At 44.1% G+C, this 21,147-nt stretch carries 15 protein-coding genes; 7 read left to right on the plus strand and 8 right to left on the minus strand.

The features are described from left to right. Positions 1-655 precede the first annotated feature (655 nt). Both KO531_RS06290 and KO531_RS06295 read left to right on the plus strand, forming a co-directional pair. A complete protein-coding gene (locus KO531_RS06290) occupies positions 656-1,696 on the plus strand; it encodes a hypothetical protein (protein WP_219250649.1) in 1,041 nt (346 codons plus the stop codon). After that, positions 1,693-2,730 (plus strand): DUF262 domain-containing protein, encoded by a 1,038-nt coding sequence (locus tag KO531_RS06295; RefSeq protein ID WP_219250650.1) that lies wholly within the window; start codon positions 1,693-1,695, stop codon positions 2,728-2,730. The genes KO531_RS06290 and KO531_RS06295 overlap by 4 nt, the downstream gene beginning before the upstream one ends. Positions 2,731-3,256: 526 nt before the next feature. Here KO531_RS06295 and KO531_RS06300 read toward each other — a convergent pair. The 4 genes from KO531_RS06300 to KO531_RS06315 all read right to left on the minus strand — a co-directional run bounded on the left by KO531_RS06300 (position 3,257) and on the right by KO531_RS06315 (position 7,136). Then, positions 3,257-3,835: a porin family protein gene (locus KO531_RS06300; protein ID WP_219250651.1), complete on the minus strand. Its 579-nt coding sequence runs from the start codon at positions 3,833-3,835 to the stop codon at positions 3,257-3,259. A 614-nt stretch (positions 3,836-4,449) separates the two neighbouring features. Then, entirely contained in the window at positions 4,450-5,301 is an 852-nt protein-coding gene (locus KO531_RS06305) for a class I SAM-dependent methyltransferase (protein ID WP_219250652.1), read from the minus strand. Between the two features lie 140 nt (positions 5,302-5,441). Then, a complete protein-coding gene (locus tag KO531_RS06310) occupies positions 5,442-6,218 on the minus strand; it encodes an EAL domain-containing protein (RefSeq protein ID WP_219250653.1) in 777 nt (258 codons plus the stop codon). Positions 6,219-6,422: 204 nt separating this feature from the next. After that, positions 6,423-7,136 (minus strand): oxidative stress defense protein, encoded by a 714-nt coding sequence (locus KO531_RS06315; protein ID WP_219250654.1) that lies wholly within the window; start codon positions 7,134-7,136, stop codon positions 6,423-6,425. Between the two features lie 417 nt (positions 7,137-7,553). Between KO531_RS06315 and rimO the strand changes: the two genes are divergently transcribed. Continuing rightward, on the plus strand, positions 7,554-8,972 hold the full coding sequence (gene rimO / locus KO531_RS06320; protein WP_219250655.1) for a 30S ribosomal protein S12 methylthiotransferase RimO: 1,419 nt from the start codon (positions 7,554-7,556) through the stop codon (positions 8,970-8,972). Positions 8,973-9,151: 179 nt separating this feature from the next. Here rimO and fumC read toward each other — a convergent pair whose 3' ends face one another. Both fumC and KO531_RS06330 read right to left on the minus strand, forming a co-directional pair. Continuing rightward, a complete protein-coding gene (gene fumC / locus KO531_RS06325; RefSeq protein ID WP_219250656.1) occupies positions 9,152-10,555 on the minus strand; it encodes a class II fumarate hydratase in 1,404 nt (467 codons plus the stop codon). A 209-nt stretch (positions 10,556-10,764) separates the two neighbouring features. Then, positions 10,765-10,989 carry a ribosome alternative rescue factor ArfA gene (locus KO531_RS06330; protein WP_173496458.1) on the minus strand — a complete coding sequence of 75 codons (225 nt, stop codon included), beginning with the start codon at positions 10,987-10,989 and terminating at the stop codon, positions 10,765-10,767. A gap of 266 nt (positions 10,990-11,255) precedes the next feature. Between KO531_RS06330 and KO531_RS06335 the strand changes: the two genes are divergently transcribed. Together KO531_RS06335 and KO531_RS06340 are read left to right on the plus strand one after the other, a co-directional pair. Continuing rightward, a complete protein-coding gene (locus tag KO531_RS06335; RefSeq protein WP_219250657.1) occupies positions 11,256-12,104 on the plus strand; it encodes a transporter substrate-binding domain-containing protein in 849 nt (282 codons plus the stop codon). A gap of 245 nt (positions 12,105-12,349) precedes the next feature. After that, on the plus strand, positions 12,350-14,476 hold the full coding sequence (locus KO531_RS06340) for a TonB-dependent receptor (protein WP_219250658.1): 2,127 nt from the start codon (positions 12,350-12,352) through the stop codon (positions 14,474-14,476). Between the two features lie 279 nt (positions 14,477-14,755). Here the strand turns inward: KO531_RS06340 and pmbA are convergent, their stop codons facing one another. Further along, the gene (gene pmbA / locus KO531_RS06345) at positions 14,756-16,099 is read right to left on the minus strand and encodes a metalloprotease PmbA (RefSeq protein WP_219250659.1); all 1,344 of its coding nucleotides are present in this window, start codon (positions 16,097-16,099) and stop codon (positions 14,756-14,758) included. Positions 16,100-16,550: 451 nt separating this feature from the next. Here pmbA and yjgA point away from each other — a divergent pair, with 451 nt between their 5' ends. Next, positions 16,551-17,087: a ribosome biogenesis factor YjgA gene (gene yjgA, locus KO531_RS06350; protein WP_105251298.1), complete on the plus strand. Its 537-nt coding sequence runs from the start codon at positions 16,551-16,553 to the stop codon at positions 17,085-17,087. A 29-nt stretch (positions 17,088-17,116) separates the two neighbouring features. Further along, on the plus strand, positions 17,117-19,618 hold the full coding sequence (locus KO531_RS06355) for an Ig-like domain-containing protein (RefSeq protein WP_219250660.1): 2,502 nt from the start codon (positions 17,117-17,119) through the stop codon (positions 19,616-19,618). Between the two features lie 148 nt (positions 19,619-19,766). Here KO531_RS06355 and KO531_RS06360 read toward each other — a convergent pair whose 3' ends face one another. Further along, entirely contained in the window at positions 19,767-21,092 is a 1,326-nt protein-coding gene (locus KO531_RS06360; protein ID WP_219250661.1) for an APC family permease, read from the minus strand. Positions 21,093-21,147 lie beyond the last annotated feature (55 nt).

The following is a 21,147-nucleotide window of genomic DNA, read 5'->3' on the forward strand; positions in this document are numbered from 1 at the left end:
AAGCACTGTCATTCCAGTGACACGCCATGAACTCATCCATGAGGGCTCGACGACGGCATCCATGCCGTCAACGGTCACTTACATGCCAATGCTTAATTCAACCAACTCTTCAGTAATCTGTATGCCTTTTCACAAGCATACACTTTACAAATTTAACAATGGGCGGCTCGTTAAATTTTTTAGTGTTATCTGCGATTTACTAAAAAAATATGCATGTTCCATCTTTATTCTGTACCTACGAAAGCTAGCCGGACATCTATGTCGAACTCACGCAATTTGCTCCAACGCCCTGCGGCAACTTCGCAGTGATTGATGGATTCCTGTAGCCTCAGCACAGGCAGCAATCCAAAAAAATTGAAAGAGCTATGCTGTCCAATCTATTTACCCTAACGCAATAAAGTGAAACATTACTCTAAAGCATATTTTTTGTTCAGAAAACAATATTGGTATTATGGTCGAACTTTCAAATTCAATGCCCACCAGATACCAATTAAATGGTAGTACAGTTAATTGTATTTTTTGCTTTTTTGCTTTTTTGTAGTAATATCCATAGCAACTGGTTATTAAATTTAACTCAATAATCGTATAATAATTTCAGCTGGATATATTGACTTTTATTATTTCGAAGTATCAATTGGATGTGAAATGGAATTGTATGTCTAAAAATAAGAAAGTTTGCGTGGTTTTAGGTAATGGATTTACAATTGACTTTATAAACTTTGTCTCTAAATCATCATTAAACATATGGAACAACATTGATGTCAGCAATCTTTTTTCACATGGAGGTTATTTAAAATGGCCATCTAATAAGAATCCTGGGTTCCTATCAAAAAAGTATACTCCTCACTTATGGGAATTAGGTGCACGCCCTTATCTAAGTAAAGATGAAACCATTCAGTTAATAGAGAAAATTGTTACAAGTGTTAATGTTTATGCATTGAAAGGTGAAAATGGTATAAATAAAAGCCAAAAATATTTACTAGCCTACAAAGAACTAACGTCATACCTTAAATATTTATTTATTCATTTCAATGATAAAATTGATTTAATACCTGAAACTATAAATAGTTGGGCATGGGCTTCATTTTTCTCCGCTCTTGATAATTCAGAGGATGTAGATGAAGTTACTATTATCACCTATAACTATGATATATGGCTAGAAAGAGTACTGCAGAGTATTAATATTGAGTTCGAATTACCTCCAATGACAAAAGGGGGAGATAAATGCAAATTCAAAATATTCAAGCCACATGGATCAATTAGCTTTAAATATAAAGAAGACTTACCACTCTCTAGCTTCAACATTAATTACCAAGATCTTAAATCCGATTGTTCTTCTATAGATATAAAAATCAAATATAATGATCTATGCACTAACAATCCTATTATTTTCTTAATTCCACCGGCAGGTGATGTCAATCGAACTAAAAATGGTTGGAATACTAGTTTACGGCAAATATACGAGCCTAAAATCAAAGAGATGAACAAAAATGATTTAATGATCATTTCTGGAATTTCATATTGGCATGTAGACCGCGCTGAAATTGACAGCATTTTAATTGCGCCTTCAAATGAAATTGACTTAATAAATATTAACCCAGCAATGGATAAATATTTTGAATCCGTGATAAATAGTTTATTTAATAATTACATTCATTTTGATAGCAGTGAAATTTTAAAGGAGTTAGTGTTATGAGTATTCGTTTAAAAAGAAAGTCAAATACAATGACTATTTCCTCGCTTAATGAATGGCGAACATTGAACAAATTTAATATGACACCTAGTTATCAAAGGCATAGTGTTTGGAGCAGTGAACAACAGTCTTTATTAGTTGATAGTATTTTAAAAAACATACCTATACCTCCAATCTTTCTTCGTGAGCATATTGATAAGCAGGGTAAAACGACTTTTGAAGTTATTGATGGAAAGCAGAGGCTAACTTCTATCTTTAAGTTTATAGATAATGAAATTGCAACTGCGGATGACGATAATGATGCTCTTCATGTTGAGGAATTAGCAGGGCTTTACCTTTCAGACTTAGAAGAAAATGATGATTTTGAAGATGCTCTTAGTGAGTTCTGGGCTTACCCATTACCGATTGAATATGTTTACACTAAGGATGATAAAACAGTTGAAAAAATATTTGACCGTTTAAATCGAAGCGGTGAGAAATTAACAGGGCAAGAACTTAGAAATGCTAATTATTATGATTCTATGCTGATAAAGTTAGCCTATAAATTTGCCAAATCAAAATATTGGGATAAACAACTTGATATAACAAATAAAACTCGAATGGAAGATATTGAACTTGTATCTGAATTTATATTTCTTCTTATCGAGAAACAAGAGTTATCGGCATCACCAAAAGAAATTGATGCATTGTATAAGAAATATGCAAATAGCAAGGCGATTAATTGGGTCGAATTAGAAATTGAATTATTTAATATATCTTCATTTTTCGAAAAACTAGACATTGACTTTACAGAGTATAATGTGTCAGGTGTTAGTCATTTATACGGTGTCTGGGCATTCTCATATTACTGCGTGACGAATGGTGTTGATGTTAAAATTAAGAATAAAGTTCATGAATTTTATCAAAACTATAAAAACTCTAACTTTAATAAAGTCGGTGCATTGGCTAAGTATAAATCAAGTATGATGAATGCAACCAAAGGAAAAGGACAACGGAAAAAACGTCGTAATGCATTGGTTGAATACTGTATAAAGTAGCGTGCAGCTTACTTTTACCACAATCAGCTAATTAAAAGACAGGGCATATGCACTCACCTAAATTTGCAACATCTAAATTCAAGGTATACACCTACCCTCGGAGTTGCTGCAGGGCGAATAGACAAATTGCGTGAGTCTCGGCATGGATGCGGGGCTAGCTTTCGCAGGGGCAGGGGCGAATGAAAATCGGTGATTTTCGCGCTTATGAGCGAGAGGCAGGGACTGCCGAACTGGGGTGCTTTACATGGATGTAAAGCGGAGCCATCGGAAGCGTTAGCTATTTTCGAATAAGCACGAAGCCACTAACTAATGCATGTAACTTCGCTAGGGACGCCGGGGGATTTCCAAAAGGGGAATAGGCGTTTTTTCCCTTTTGGTCGGGTGTGGGGTGAAGCCCCACGACGTTGATTTTGATTTAAAAAATAAAAACTCGGAGTGGCTTATTAGTAATATAAAAAAGGTGTGACACTGAGCGTGCCACACCTAGATAATTAATATTTAAATTATAAATATTAACAACGAATAATTAGAAGCGATATTCAACACCGATACTGGCTTGATTAAAGTCTGTATCTGTTTTCCCGCCATTGGCGATGCTATCGACATTAATATCTGCATCATACCAAGTGTACTCAGCATTAATTAAAAATCGATCTGTGACTTTAAATGCCACACCGGCGCCGGCGAATACACCTTCACCATCGTCATTGCCAGAAAAACCGACGACGTCATAATCTGTCGAATACCATAACTGACCACCTTTAGCATATAGCTCAACTCGGTCTGCAATGGGAAGCATGACTTTAAGGGCTGCCGTATAACCATCGGTTTCGGCATTGGCTAAACCATTACCATAATCACCAAAGTTAATATAACTACCTTCAAGAGCAAGGTATTTATTGAACTTATAACCAACAAGGCCCTGCATTACATCACTATTATCATCAAAATCATCATCGCCATCGACTTTTAAATAACCGTAGTTAGCGCCGACATAAATTCCGTTTTCTGCGGCATCACTGTTGCTCATGTTATCTGCATGAGAATATGCACTAAAAGAGGCTAAAGAAATAATGGCAGCTAAAGTAAGAATGGGATTTTTCATAAAGTACTCCTAGTTAATTATTTAAATACATTAAGGACATTACAAAAATAATGCCAACCTCGCAAAACCACACTCAGATCAATACGCAATTAAAACAATAACCTTACTTATCAATAGTATAGATTTATTTTAATATTTTAAATTCAAGTTAACTATTTTTATAAAACACATGAAACTTTTTTCATACTTACACTAAAGCCGTGCTAATTCTGTCTTAATGTATTTATTGCCTGTGAAATTGTAACTATTTCATAGGTAACGAAATAAACATACAAAATTATTACATTTAATTAATTCTATTATCATTTCTATTGTGCGACTTATTTATTAAAGCAAGTTTATTAAAGCAAGCTTTAACGGGAATACTGTGCGGCAGCGTTATGAACAAGAGTTATGGATGACGAACTGATTGTTAAACATGGACGTTATTTGGCAAGGAATATCCAAAAGGGGAACGGTACTTTCCCCTTTGGTCAACTCTTGATGAAAAATCAAGAATGAAGCCCACTACTTTAATTCGGCTTTAAATAAAAACAGACTGAAAGAGAAGCGAGATTTAACAAGTCACAGTGACATTATGAGCAGACCTTCTGTTATCAAACGTCAACAGAAGGTCAAATCTTCACGCAAACAAACAGCGCATTACCTGATGCTAGATCCCACGGGACAATTCTTTCATAATCGTGTTCGAAAACATGCACTTCAAAATAGGGCGCTAACAATTCCTGCAGCTCAGTGAAGCTGGTAGCGACCATAGCATGTTGATCTTGCCATTGCTCAATACTGTGGACTTCTTGTAAACCCACTTCTTGCAAACCTGCGGCGTGTAACCCTGCTTCCAGCGAGCCTAAGCCTTTAATATCAGAGACAGGTAAAGGCGAGACCTCAGCAAATGGCTGACTGCTTTTGGCAATACTCAACTTTAATGACTGTTTCTCACCTTGCCCACTGTAATGCCAGCCGGATTCGAAGGCGAAATGACTACCATCAAACTCGGCAAAATGCTTAACCGAACTTGTGTTATCGATTCTGTGCTTATCGACAGTATTAAAACAAAACAGCCCACCGTCATTAAGTGCGCTATGCACACTGGCGATACAGCTTTTAAGGCGTTCGATGCAAGCACTGTAATGGATGGAATATAAAAAACAGGTAATCAAATCGACGCGCTCTTCTAAATAAAAAGCCGTCATATCTTGGAGGTTAAACTGAGCTTCAGGGCAACGACGCATGGCCATGTCTAGCATAGGCTGATTAATATCAAGGCCACTGCACTGATAACCAAGGTCGATAAAATGCCGCACATGTGGACCAGTGCCACAGGCTAAATCAAGATGTTGCTTACCATTATTGCCGAGGAACTGATGCAGACGATGGATACTCGCGCTCTGTTGCTGGTAGTTGATATCGGAACACATTAAATCGTAATAACCGGATAAATCGGTATAGAGCGCGTTGGAAGACATAGTAGCGAATAGGTAACAAGGGCAATTTTAGGTGGCGCATGATATATCAGTTAGCCGATATCAGAAACAAAGAATTATCCATCGAGTCTTAGCACGTGTTATCACTCTAATCGTGCAACGATATCAATCCACCTAACCATTTACTTTGGGGCGCGAAAGCTCAGCTCTTCATAGGAACTTAAATATTCGAGTTGTGGTTTGGCAAAATAATACCCCTGAAAATACTCAATCCCTATTCCAGCGAGATAATTAAGTTCGGCTTCAGTCTCAATGCCTTCGGCCAAAACTCTTGTATTAAGCTCTAAACAAATACGCAGTATTTCATCCACGGCTAACTGCTTTTCTCTATCGAGATCGATATCACAGATCAAGGTCATATCAAGTTTTAATACTTGAGGGCGCAGGGCTTCGAGCCAGCTTAAATCAGCAAAACCACTGCCAAAATCATCGATTGCCGTGATAAAACCACGCTTAGCATAGCTCTCGAAGATACGGACTAATTTTGCCCGATCGACAATTTGCTCGCCCTCAGTCACTTCGAACATGATTTTGTGAATATCAAACCCATACATGTCGGCGGCTTCAATCGTCGCGCGGATACAGGTCTCAGGGTTATATACGGCATTAGGTAAAAAGTTGATACTGAGCATCTTATCGAGTCCCAGCTTTGAAGCGGTTTCTATCGCTTTAACACGGCAAGCCTGATCAAAATAGTATTTATTATTTTCATTAATCCGCTCAAACACCCACGCAGCCCCTTCACCATCAGGGCCTCTGACCAGGGCTTCATAACCGCTAATCTCACGACTAGGCCAATGGATAATAGGTTGAAATGCCATTCGAATTTCAAATCCTAATGACTTACCACTTAAGCAATCCATGCAAGTTTGTTGCTTTATTCGAGCGGGAAAATCCATAAACGGCCTCCTAAACATTAACCTTACTAGTGTGAGGATAAATACTTAAATTTGCCAGTTTTTACTGTTCATCATCCTAATAAAATCCATCACATATAGAGTGAAGAATGCTATTTCCAAAAATATAAAACGATTGTAAACGGCATAAAAAAATGGATGAATCCCAATAGGAGCTTCATCCATCACCATATACCTCAGACTGATTTACTTCAGTTTATAAATCACTTCAACTCTATCTTCTATACTCACTTGGCCGTACTGATAGCTCTCGGCGGCGCCCATGGCATCGGCTTTAGCGCTCATGCGTAACATGACCGGTTGCACAGGGCGTTGATCGTAATAACGGATCTGCCAGATCTTACCGAGATTTTCACCAAAGCCTTTAGCCAAAGATTCGGCTTTTTGTTTGGCATCCACAATCGCAGCTTGACGTGCTTTGGCGACGTATTCAGCTTCTTTGCTCGACTTAAGGGCGATGTTATTGACCCGATTCATGCCCTCTTCTAAGGCAGAATCTAAAATAGCATTCAAGCGGCTTAAGTCTGTTACCGTCACGGTAATTTGGCGACTGGCAGTATAACCCGTCAGCTCTGGCGCTTTATCCTGCACATACACATATTGCGGTTGAAGATTTAAATTCGCGCTCTGGATCTGATCTTTAGTCACACCCGCTGCGGTGAGACGGGCGATAAACTTAGCCACGGCGGCATCGGAATTATCTTTGGCGGCTTTAGCGGTTTTTTCGGTCACGGCCACTTCCACATTCACATCCGCCATATCGGGCTCGACTTGGATTTGGCTGACCCCCATGGTTTCAATATGCGGGAAATCGACCTCAGCGGCAATCACTGCTGGCGCCATAAACGCGCTAGAAAAAAGACCACCCGCCACCAATACCGCTAAAAGAGAATTTTTCATAACTTACTCCAAAATAATGTGCTTATACCTAAACCACTTCAAATAGAACGCATATTCAAAACGAGACGGCTAAAACGACCGTGTCGCTTATTTAGCGCTTAGGCTATCAGTAAAAAGTGCCAATACTTGTGCCAATATGTAACAGCATCAAGAAATTGTCTCTTGCCCCTATAAACGTGGCCAATTTTAAAAAGGGTTAATTTTTCTGAAAATTTTTTAGCGCTTTTTATCCAGATGAGTTCGACCTTGGATCTTTGGCTTGTCTTCCTATATCCACACCCAAAATAGGCCTTAGGGTTAACTGGCATATTCAGCGCCCCAGTTGTACACTTTTCAGCCAAAGCTACTGTACCTTTTAATCACTTCAGGTATAATCCGCCAACTTTTTTAAGGCGGCTTATACCTCAGCGAGAAACCATGACAGTTGAAACTTTTAAACCCAAGCAAACGACCACGCTTGATATCCCAGTCAAAACATTAGAAGCAGCAAGCACTAATGCTGTTGCCACTGGGAATCGCATCGGTTTCGTGTCTTTGGGCTGCCCAAAAAACCTCGTGGATTCAGAGCGTATTCTGACTCAGTTACGCATCGACGGCTACGAAGTCACTAACAGCTACGACAATGCCGACTTAGTTATCGTCAATACCTGCGGCTTTATCGATGCTGCGGTGGAAGAGTCTCTGGATGCTGTGCGTGAAGCCTTAGAAGAAAACGGCAAAGTGATCGTCACTGGCTGCCTTGGCGCTAAAGAAAACCAAATCCGCGAAGTGCACCCTGATGTGTTAGAAATCACTGGCCCACACAGCTACGAAGCGGTGTTGAAGCATGTTCACAAGTACGTGCCTAAGCCAGAGCACAACCCTTTCACCTCATTAATCCCACAAACTGGGGTTAAGTTAACGCCTAAGCATTACGCTTATTTAAAGATTTCAGAAGGTTGCGACAACCGTTGTACTTTCTGCATCATCCCTTCGCTACGTGGCGATCTCGACAGCCGCCCAGCGGGCAGCATCTTAGATGAAGCTAAGCGTTTAGTGGAATCAGGCGTACAAGAAATTCTAGTTGTGAGCCAAGACACCTCGGCCTACGGCAAAGACAAAGGCGGTCGTACCGATTTTTGGAACGGTATGCCAGTCAAGCAAGACATTACTAGCCTAGCGCGCCAACTGGGTAAAATGGGCGCTTGGGTGCGTCTGCATTATATCTATCCCTACCCATGGGTTGACGATTTGATCCCGCTAATGGCGGAAGGTTTAATCCTGCCGTATTTAGATATTCCAATGCAGCATGCTAGCCCGCGCATTCTCAAGATGATGAAGCGTCCAGGCCGTGTTGATCGTCAGTTAGAAGCGATTCAACGCTGGCGTGAAATCTGCCCAGATCTAGTGATCCGCTCAACCTTCATCGTCGGCTTCCCAGGTGAAACTGAAGAGGATTTCCAAATCCTGCTCGATTTCTTAAAAGAAGCTCGTCTCGACCGCGTAGGTTGCTTTAAGTATTCTGAAGTCGATGGCGCTGTCGCCAACACTATCGCCGAGCTTATCAGCGAAGAAGTGAAAGAAGACAGATACCACAGATTTATGGAACTCCAAGCAGAGATCAGCGCCGAGCGTTTAGCCCGTTTCGTTGGCCGTACTTTAGATATTCTGATTGATGATGTAGACGAAGAAGGCGCCATTGGCCGCAGCTTCGCCGATGCACCTGAAATCGACGGCATGGTGTTTATCAATGGTGAAACTGAGCTGGAACCTGGCATGTTGGTTCGTGCCCGCATCACCCATTCAGATGAACACGATCTGTGGGCTGAAGTGGTAGACGCTGACACCCAAGACTAAGCCGTTCTGATACAGGACAGGCTATGACTTAAAAAGCGAACCTCTGGTTCGCTTTTTGTTTTTATCATTTCGTAAGCATTAACACTGCGAATGCTTCAGCATCCTTACTCCACTGTTTGGCCTCACTATCTATTTCACTTATTTATCAACGGCTAGGCTGTGACGTTATGAATTAAGCATTAAGCATCGGGTCCCAACATCTTATTGGCATCGACCCACAGCTCGAACTCTTCTGCCGTGACAAACTCAAGTTCTAATGCCGCTTGGCGCAGTGTCTTATGCTCGCTATGGGCTTTTTTGGCTATCTTAGCGGCCTTTTCATAACCGATATGTTGATTCAGCGCCGTCACTAACATGAGCGAGTTTTCCACATGCAGCGCGATTTGTGGCTCATTCGCCACTATGCCGACCACGCAATGATGATTAAACGATTGGCAAGCATCCCCCAATAAACGCCCCGATTGCAGCACATTGGCGATGATCATCGGCTTAAACACATTGAGTTCAAACTGACCATTGCTGCCGCCAATCCCAACGGCGACATCATTACCCATGATTTGCGCACACACCATAGTCATAGCCTCGACCTGAGTCGGATTCACTTTTCCTGGCATGATAGACGAACCGGGTTCATTTTCAGGCAGTAATAACTCACCGATGCCACAACGCGGGCCAGAACCTAACGTCCTAATATCATTTGCGATCTTCATTAAACTGACCGCCGCCACTTTATAGGCCGCCGACAGGGCGACTAATTCATCGTGGGCAGCAAGGGCAGCAAACTTATTCGACGCCGTCACAAAGGGCAAACCCGTGAGTTTTGCAATATTGTCCGCCACCTTAACGGCGTAATCCTTGTGTGTATTCAGCCCAGTGCCGACAGCGGTCGCACCTAAGGCTAACTCGGCCACCCGCTTGAGACTGTGCTCAATGCCTTCGATGGCATGACTTAACTGCGCGGCGTAACCCGAAAACTCTTGGCCTAACGTTAACGGTGTTGCATCCATAAAATGTGTGCGACCGATTTTGACTAGGTGCGCAAACTCCTCGGCCTTATCCTGCAAGCTCTGCTGCAGGCATTTCATGTTAGGTAAAACGAGTTCCACTGCTTGGCGATAGGCGGCAATGTGCATGGCGGTGGGAAAGGTATCATTGGAGGATTGCGAGCGGTTAACATCATCATTGGGGTGCAAGCATTTAACCGCATCGATAAGTTGCCCACCCGAGAGCACATGGCCGCGATAGGCAATCACCTCATTGACGTTCATATTGGTTTGCGTGCCCGAGCCCGTTTGCCAAATCACTAAAGGAAATTGCGCATCGAGTTCGCCTGCAATCAGCTCATCGCACACTTGGGCAATCAGTTGAGCTTTATCTTGGTGCAAGACACCAAGTTGTTGATTGGTAATGGCTGCGGCTTTCTTTAAATAGCCAAAAGCGTGGATCACTTCGACAGGCATAGATGCCTCAGCACCAATACGAAAGTGCTGCCGCGAACGCTCGGTTTGTGCGCCCCAATAACAATCGACGGGGACTTTCACCTCACCCATAGTGTCGTGTTCAACTCGATATTGCTGTGCCATGTGCATCTCCTTCGCTAAAACGCTCTAAGCGTTCACCATACTCGCTCAGGGCGAAAGTACAATTAACCTCCAACAAGGAGTATCAATAATAAGGCTGATTTAAGCGTAAAGATTGGCGTAAAGGCAGGTGGAGGAGCATTAACTAGCAGGATTAACGAGGCACTAACACAGCAGACTAAAACAGCGAACTAAAGCAGTAAAAAAGCAGATTAACAAAAGCACAGACCTAGAAAGTCAAAAGGGGCATCGCCCTTGTGCTGATGCCCCTTTCGGTTTTGTGCTTTGCGATCGTATGACCCTTTGCCCTTTTTCGCTTTCTCGGTGCGGGTCCTAAACAAGGGACTCGTCACTAACGCTTTGAGTGCGTTATCGGTAATGGTGCCTCGACCACTTTCGTGTTCTAAGGGCATATTTTGCGGTTTTTGCTTAGTCATTTTATGCCTCACTGCTTAATGAAAGTTAAGCCCATAGCCTAACAGCGCAAACTATAACGCAATCAAATCAGATGTACAGAGTTTGTGCACTCCAACATAAAAAATGACTTTGACTAGTAGGAAAGTATGATAGATTATTCAAACAAAAATAATATATTAGCTTAATAATCAATAAGATTTTATTAATAGGTTTAGTGAGTGGATTTTGCCATAACCTTTATTGGCACTCAGGTTACACTTTGTAATCGACAGATAAGGAGATCAATTTGACATCCGTGTTAGTCGCTCAATCTTGGCTCGGTGCACTGCTTTTACTGATAACGCTTCAAGCCCCGCTTGCCAACGCTTTTTCCAGTTCAGATTCCTGTGTGATGACTATGGGGTATCGCACTAGCGAACGCTTACCCTTTATTGGCGACGAGTCCAATAACACGGGATTTTATCACGAACTCTATCAAGCGGCGGCGGACAAGATTGGCTGCAAACTCAATGTGGTGCGCGCACCTAAATTACGTATTCTGCGGGATCTCAAACTCGGCAATATCGATTTTTATCCCGGCCTTAATTTCACCGAAGAGCGGGCTCAATACGCGCATTTTATCCCCAATGGACTTTCACAACGTGCGATTGGCATTAGCCGTGCTGGCGCCGCCGATATTCGCTCCATTGAACAGTTAGCCCATAATGAGATGACCCTCTTAATCGCCCCCGGCAGTTACGACTTTGGCGGCTTACCCGACAAAATTAAGGTACGCAAACCGCCTGAACTAACCGTCCCTAAAGCCTTGGATTATTTGCTTTCAAACCAAGGTGACTTTTTTATTTATGATCAAACCACTTTGCATTATTACCTCAAAAATCGTGACCAAAGCCAGTTTAAACTCCACTATCACTACAGCGAATTACCGCAGGAAATGTACCTCGGTTTCTCGAAAAAAAGCCGCCACTACCGCGGTAGACACAACCCCAACTATCGCGCCGATATCCCCATCAGCCCAGATAACAGTCCCACTGTGTTAACACCAGATTCTAAAGTCTTTGAATTTGCCAAAGCACTCGCCGCTATGGATTCCCAAGGTGAAACTCAGCGCTTGTATAGCAAGTATTTTGGCTAGCTTAAATCACAAAAAATACCGCTAACGTAGAGTTCTATTGGACCCCTTATCAATTGAGGTACCAATAAAGAGCTAAGAGAATCATGCCTAACTGATTAAAAAGTGGAAAACTTGTCTTCTGATCAAGCCATATTCTGATGTTTTAACTCGCTTTGTTACCCTCTGCGACAATATGCCGCACCTGCCACACTGAGATGCTCTTTATAATGCAGCGCAATTAATCCAAGTGAATGGAAGACAATAAGATGGCTGCAAATTCTGCGTATTTATCTCACCCGTTTAAAACTTCAGTAATTTCCTCATCCCTCGCAATCGCCATGGGCTTATCGCTAGCGCCACAGGCTATGGCTGACGACAGCGAATTAGCCAATATTGAACGCTTAGAGGTCCATGGCCAACAGACCGAAAACCGTAACACCTTAGGCTCGGCTGAAAATCTACTGAAAGGGCAAGGAGTCGATTTCTCCGAAGCGGGCGGCGTATCGGCCCTACCTATCCTCAATGGCATGATGGGCGATCGCATCAAAGTGCTGGTTGATGGCGCAGACATTACCGCGTCCTGTGCAAACCAAATGAATCCACCACTGTCCTATATCTCCGCCAATCAAATCACCACAGCCGAAGTCATTGCGGGCGTATCGCCAGTCAGTGCGGGTGGTGACAATATTGCGGGCGTGATTAAGGTTAGCAGCCTTAACCCTAAATTTGGTGAAAGCGAGGCCATCAAATGGAATAGTGGCGATATTTCAACTGGATACCGCAGTGTGAGTGACACTTTATTACTCGGCACCAACGCCACAGTCGCCAGCAAAAATGTCAGTCTTAGCTATCAAGGCGCCTATGAAGATGCCAACAGCTATAAAGATGGTAATGGCGATAAAGTCATCGATACCCTGTACCGCGCACAAAACCATGCACTGACCGCCGCATGGCGCGATGAGACTCAAGAAGTTGCCATCAAATTGACCCACCAAAATATTCCATTCCAAGGTTTTTCTAACCAATACATGGACATGACGGATAACAAGAGTTACGGTGCCCTCGCCCGTTATCAACTCAAACTCGACGATGACGGTGAATTCAGTGCCCAAGTAAACTGGCACGGCGTGAAACACGAGATGGGCTTTTTCACCCCAGAAAAAACCGGCAAGATGCCAATGAACACTGAAGGTGATGACTACAGCTATCAACTGCACTGGCGTTTGCCAATGGGTGATGACAGCACCTTACTGGTCGGCCAAGAATACTATAGCTACCAGCTCGACGATGTTTGGCCTGCGGTGCCTGGCACTATGATGGCGCCCAATGACTACATCAACATCAACGATGGTGAACGCCGCCGCGCCGCCGTTTATGGCGAATGGCAGCAAGATTTAAGTCAAAACTGGTGGTTATCGGCGGGTGTTCGCTTTGAGTATGTCACCACCAATACCGGTGAAGTCCAAGCTTATAGCAACATGCCTATGATGGGCATGCCCAATGTCGACGCCGAAGCGGCAAAAGCCTTTAATGCGATGGACAGAAAACGTGATGATAATCTGATCGATGCCACCTTACTGGCGCGCTATCAATTATCGACCAATCAACAACTTGAGTTTGGTTTAGCCCGCAAGAATCGTGCACCGAATCTATACGAACGTTACAGCTGGGGCCGCGGCACTATGGCGACCACTATGATAGGTTGGTATGGTGATGGTAATGGTTATGTGGGTAATCCGGATCTTAAACCAGAAACCGCCCATACCTTAAGCGCAGCCTACAAATATAACGGTGATAGCTGGCAAGTTTCGACCACAGCTTGGTACACAGCTGTGACTGACTATGTCGATGCCGAAGTCATTGGTAGCTTCAATCGCACTAGCTCACCTGATGGCAAACGCAATATTCTCCAATTCACTAACTTAGATGCCAATCTCTATGGCGCACGTTTTAATGCGCTCTACCAGTTTGCCGAAACCAGCACAGGTAAATGGCAAGTGTTAGGCAAAGTGAATGTAACCCGTGGCGAGCGAGATGAAGGTGATGAACCTTTATATCAAATCAAGCCGTTGCAAACTGAGCTGGCACTGCAACATCAGTTAGGTCAGTGGGAAAACAGTCTTTCATGGCAATGGGTTGCGACCAAAGATCGCGTAGATGACCGCCGCCTTGAAAATGAAACAGACAGCTACTCCTTGCTCAATTTGAACAGCAGTATGAAGTGGCAGGATCTGACTGTTACCTTCGCGGTGAATAACCTGTTCGACAGCTACTATGAGCTGCCACTGGGCGGCGTGAGTGTGGCTGAATTTAAGGCCGATAATACCAATGGCTTTAAGCAGATTGCCGGTGCAGGTCGCTCGTTTGAACTCAGCGCAAGCTATGCGTTTTAACGACTGATTTTAAAGGCATTGTTTTTAACAACATAGTTTTTAACCATATGGTTTTTAACTGCACGGCTTTTTAGGTCGAACAGATCTAATCCGAACGTTAAACAAAAAGGGCAAGCAGATTAAGTGATTAATCGCTTGCCCTTTTTTATGCTCAAACCACATTCATGCCACTAACACTAAAGTACTTGCACTAAAGCACTGGCACTAAAACACTGGCACTAAAACACTGAGACGACTTAAGCGCACTATGCAGCACGGCTGAACGAGTGACACTATGGATTAGTTACCCGCAATCTTCATTTCAGATAACAAGATACCGCCGGTACGAATCGATGAGCGCAAATCAAAATCCTTACTCACGGCTTGCACGCCACGGAACATCTCTTTTAAGTTACCCGCGATAGTGATCTCTTCCACTGGATATTGGATCTCACCGTTTTCAACGTAGAAACCCGCCGCACCACGGGAATAATCTCCCGTTACCATGTTCACGCCTTGGCCCATGACTTCGGTCACAATCAAACCTGTGCCCATGTCTTTCACCAATTCGTCGAAGGTTTGGCCTGTGTGGCCGAGCGTCCAGTTATAAATACCGCCCGCATGGCCCGTGTTGGTTAAGCCTAACTTGCGCGCCGAGTAGCTGGTCAGCAAATAGGTTTCTAACATGCCGCGGTCAATAATGCGTCTATCTTGGGTCGCCACACCTTCACTGTCGTAGTTCGCACTCGCCAGTGCGCCCAGTAAATGCGGCTGCTCTTCGATATTGAACCAATCGGGGAAGATTTGGGTGTTGATCGAATCCAATAAGAAACTGGATTTACGGTATAAACTGCCACCGCTGATCGCACCGATAAAGTGGCCGATTAACCCTGTGGCGATATCTGGCGCTAATAGAATAGGTAAACGCGTCGTCGCGATCTTGCGCGCACCGAGGCGGCTTACTGTCTTCTCGGCGGTCTTTAAACCTACCGTTTCAGGTGCAAGCATCTCGCTGAATTTACGGGCGATAGTGTAATCGTAATCCCGTTGCATATTGCCTTCGCTATCTTCACCGATCACGCTGCAACTCAAGCTATAACGTGAGCTGCAATAACCGTTTAAGAAACCGTGGCTGTTGCCATACACTTTAACCGCAGTGTGAGCATTGGCACTGGCGCCGTCGGAATTATTGATACGTGGATCGGCATCGAGCGCCGCAGTTTCGGCGCGGATCGCCAGTTGCGCTAACTCATCGGGGGAAATATCTTGTGGATAATACAGTTGAAGATCGCGGATCTGATTTGCCATCAAGGCTTTATCGGCAAGACCACTGAATGGATCCAGAGAAGTATAACTGGCGATATCGTCGGCCGCTTTCACCGCTAAGGCGATGGCCTCTGGACTTAAATCCGACGTCGATGAACTGCCCTTGCAACCATCGCGGTAAACCGTAATTCCTAAGGCACCATCTTTATTAAATTCAACGGTTTCAACTTCTTTTAAACGGGTAGAAACCGACAAACCTTGTTGTTTACTGATCGCCACTTCGGCAGCGTTCGTTCCTAATTTGTTGGCATATTCCAGCGCCACGGCCACCGCATCTTTCAGCGCGCCCAATTCACTATCGATTCTGTTCAAAGACACAAAGCTACTCTTTCGTTGTCGGCAATTGCCGTAGCATAACAAACACAAATCCCATTCACATTAATTATTCGCGGCTGACTTAGGCTTGAGAGCGTATCCTATACCCAAACAACCTGAAGATGCAGGATTCAGCGGGAGTTTAACGCACTTTAGGCAAGGCGGTTATTTGCAGACCTAGCGGGCAAAGTTAAAAATAACCAACACAGCATAAAGTGCGTTACCCCGTGGTTAACATCAGCCGCCGGGACGGAGCGCCTAGGGCACTCCACTTCCGTGTTGCATCAATTCAAAAGGTGGCCGACATTCTGTCATTGATGCGCCTTGAATTGAAGCACCCTAGGCGCTCTGAAACTCGTATCTTCAGGTAGCTTGGGTATAAACACATTCACCTAGGCGATTTTTGGCTGGAGATGTTATTATTAGCCAGTAAATTACTTGAGGTTTTATCTATATGAAGATTGTTGGTGATTCAGAACATTTTAAACAGCCCTACGACATAGATGAAGATTATGTCAGCAGCAAAACAACGGACAAGCGTGATAGCGAAGCCGTGCAAAAAGTCGGTATGGAGCTTGTTTCACTGAGCAAGACTCAGCTAGATAAAATCGAGCTGGATGAGTTTTTGTACGACGCGATCCTGCAAACACGCAAAATCAAGGTCAATACTGAGGCGTATCGTCGCCACATGCAGTATATCGGCAAATTGATGCGTAATTTTGATATTGAGCCAATCAAGGCTTCACTCGCTATCGTGTTGAATAAAAACAACAACGAGACCGCTAAGTTACAAATGTTCGAAAAAATGCGTGAACGCTTACTCACCCAAGGTGATGATGAGATTCAAACTGTCGTCGAGCATTATCCGCAATTAGACAGACAAAAACTGCGTACTTTGGTGCGTCAAGCCACCAAAGAACTGGCCAAAGGCCCAGAATCAAAATCATCTAAAGAGCTGTTTAAATATCTACGCAGCGAAATCCAAGACTAATTAACTTCAGCCCCACAAGGATGTTGCTTATGCGACTTAGCAAAACGTTATCGGTATTTTCTTGGGCATTACTGGGCGCATTAGCGCTCAGTGGTTGTAATGGCGCAGCTGATGGCACCGACACTGACGGAACAACAGACAGCTACAGCTTAACGCTGGGCTATAAAACTGTAGTTAACGGCAAGTGCGCCGATGCAACCACCAATTTAAGCTTTGCCTCCGATACGAGTTTTTGTGCCGTCGCTACCTTAAAAAAGGGTTCGAGTAAACTTAGCGGCCAACTGATTAGCTTCGCTGCGACCTTAGGTACTGTTGCGCCAGCAACAAAACTCACCAATGTAGATGGCGTTGCTGAAGTCATCATTTCTAACCCAGCATTAACAGCAGAAGCTGGTACGGTAACGGCGAGCTATACGCCGTCTGATGCAGACGCATTAACTGCAAGCCGTAACTACGAGTTCGTTGGTTCAGGCAATGGCAACACCATTGAAACACCCAAACTCAGCGCCAGTATTTTAAACAGCTCAACCTTAGTCACTCGCTTTAAAGTCGATGAGTCGGTCCAATTACAAGCCATATTGCTCGATAGCGAAAGCAAAGGTATCGAAGGCGCTAAAGTCACCTTTACTGCAGGTTCAGCGGCGCTCAATCCAACCAGTGCGCTGACCAACACTCAAGGTATTGCGCAGGTACCCTATACGCCAAGTGCAACTGAATTAGGGGCAAATGCCTTAACGGTCACTGTGGACTATCAAGGTCAATCGCTGCAAACCAGCAGTTTGTATGAAGTCTTGAGTAAAGATGCCGTCAACCAAGAAGGCACGCTGAAACTCGGGTCATTCAATGGCGCAGTCTTTACCGAAGGTCAATTGGCGAGCACCTTAACGGCCGATGCCAATGGCAAATATAAAATCAGCGCAGGCGGTAGTTTTGGTGTAAGTGCAAGTTTAGTATTAGAGGCCAATGACGGCACGGTTACGCGAGTACAAACACCCTCATCCATCAGCTTTAGCTCAGATTGCACCACAAACAATAGCGCCACACTCGATACCCCAGTTACAACCTTATCGGGTAATGCGGGCTCGACCTTCCAAGACACAAGTTGCAGTGGCAACAGTGAACGTAGCGACCAAATCATCGCCACAACCGTAGCTGGCAATCAGACGTTAACGGCGAATTTCCCATTTACTCTGCAACGTCAAACGCTTGCCAGCTTAAGTTTTGAGTCGGCAGAGCCTGCACAAATTCGCATCAAAGGTGCGGGCGGCACAGGTTCAAGCGAATCCTCTTTAGTCAGCTTCAAAGTCACCAGCGCCAATGGCCAACCCGCAGCGCAACAGAATGTCAGCTTTACCTTAGATACGGTTGTCGGTGGTTTAAGTTTTGCCAATGGCACTGCGAATGTGCAAAGCCTGACTAACTCCCAAGGTATCGCCAGTGTGCGCGTATTATCCGGTACAGTACCCACGCCAGTACGCGTGGTTGCCACTGCTGTTGATACTGATACTAAAGAAGTCATCACGAGCCAATCTGAACAGTTAACCGTGAATACTGGTCTACCTCAACAACTTGGATTTAGTCTATCAACGACAGTATTCAATCCAGAAGCGGGTGACTTTAATGGTGAAACCGCAACGATCACCATTCGAGCCTCCGATAGTTTTGGCAATCCAGCACCCGATGATACTGCTGTCAACTTCACGACAGAAGGTGGCCAGATCCCAACATCATGTTTAACTAAAAATGGGACATGTAGCGTTGTTTGGACTTCACAAACGGCACGAGTACCCGATCACCGCATCACGATTCTCGCTTATGCCTTAGGTCACGAAACCTTCTTCGATACCAATGGCAATAACATCTTTGATGATGCCGATATCAGTAAAGACATTAATGGCACGCCTGTGACTGACTTGGCTTGTTTAACGAATTCAGGCGTTGCAAAAAAATGCACAGGCAATGGTATGGACATCGAAGCCTATCTTCCTAGTGGTTTTAGTGATCTAGGTGATGCGTTTAGGGATGACAATGAAGATGGTATTAGGAATTCAGCCGAACCATTTTGGAATACTCAAGCAAAAGAATATAGTTTTGCCGATGGCAAATTTAACGGTCCACAATGCGAAAGTGCAATCTGCGGCACAGGCCAAGCCAATAAAACCTATATACGCAAAGCCTTAGTAATGAGCATGTCAGGCTCACAGGCTTATATCAGTGTGATGCAAGACGGTGTGTTATTACCGAGTGTGAATGACATCAAACCTGTAGCCGTTGGTGCTAGTTCTGAGTTTGTAGTATTTGTCCACGACAGTGCGAATCAAATAATGCCAGCTCAGACAAGTATCGAACTTTGCGTGGATTGTGCTGGAGCGCCTAAAACCTTCGAGGTTCCCAATACTGTGTATGCGAAAGGCAGTCTAGGTTCACCACTGAAATTTACGGCATCGGCCAACACCAGCGTATCGGTGAAAGTCACGACCCCTAAAAATGTCATCACTGATGGCTTAGGTTTCACAGTACCAGCGCTTTAAAACTCAATTAAGCAAACTGAAAAGACCCGCGAATGCGGGTCTTTTTATTGGAGGATTACAACCCACGGCCCTTAGATCTACTACACATCTTTAGTTATAGCTGTGCATCTATGAGCCATGACTCTCACTAATTTTATAACTCTTAATTTTATAGCTCTACTGCACGGCGTAAACGGAAACTCCGTAAAGCCAAATACAATGCTCCCACTGCCGCCCATATAAGCCCCAGTTCTAATGATTGTGACTCTAAGTTCACCCAAAGCACGCCAATAGTGCCGGCGCCACACAGGGGCAATACTAAGTATTGCAGGTGGTCTCTAAAAGATTTATTACGTCGATCCCTTAGGTAAAACTGCACAATCACGGCTAAGTTCACGAAGGTGAACGCCACTAAAGCACCAAAATTCACTAAGGCTAGCGCCATTTCTAAATCAAATGAGACGGCAGATAGCGCAAGCGCCCCCACCAACAAGACATTAAATGCAGGAGTTCGCCATCTAGGATGGATATAAGCAAACCCTTTACGTGGCAACATATTATCCCGCCCCATCACATATAAAATCCGTGCAACCCCAGCATGGGCAGCCATACCGGATGCCAATACGGCAACTGTGGTCGCCACTAATACGATGGACTGGAATAGATTACCACCCACATAGAGTGCAATTTCAGGCAATACCGCATCAAGCTGTTGAAAGCGGGAAATATCAGGGAAATAGAGCTGCAAAAAATAAGACACGCCAACAAAAATCACGCCACCGAGCAAAGCCGTCAACACAATCGCGCGAGGAATAACACGTTGAGCATCTTTAGTTTCTTCAGTCAGTGAACTTAACCCGTCAAAGCCGAGGAAGGAGAAACACAGAATCGTCGCCCCTGTGAATAATGGCGCCATCGCCATATTATCGGCATAAAATGGTCGCACACTCGCGACGACACCTTCGCCTTCACCGAGGGAAATGCTATAGGCCATTAGACCAATGAACACCACAATAATGGCGATCTGTGCAAACACTATCACCCCATTAAAGTTCGCGACGAGATCAATCCCCTTGAGATTAAGCAAGGTCATTATGGTCACAAGAGCGAGAATAAAGATCCAAGGTTCGACGCTGGGAAACATGGCTGTTAAATAGATTTTTGCGAGCAACATATTGATCATTGGCATAAACATATAGTCCAGCAGCGATGACCAACCCACCATAAAACCAACATTCGGGCTAAAGGTTTTTTGAGCATAAGTGTAGGCTGAACCCGCATAGGGATATTTACGTACCAAATGACCGTAACTAAACGCGGTAAATAAAATCCCCGCCAATGCGAATAGATAAGACGTAGCCACATGGCCAGAGGTGATCTCGGAAACAATACCAAAGGTGTCAAAAACGGCCATAGGCGTGAGATAGGCAAGCCCCATCACCACCACTTGCCATAAGTTGAGGGTCTGCTTCAAACCCAGATTTTGTTGGCTCATCAGCACACCCTCATTGTACAGGGTTGAACACCTAAGCACGCATCTGCAATTAGTT

This window comes from Shewanella sp. NKUCC06_TVS (assembly GCF_019345515.1).
Lineage (GTDB): Bacteria > Pseudomonadota > Gammaproteobacteria > Enterobacterales > Shewanellaceae > Shewanella > Shewanella oncorhynchi.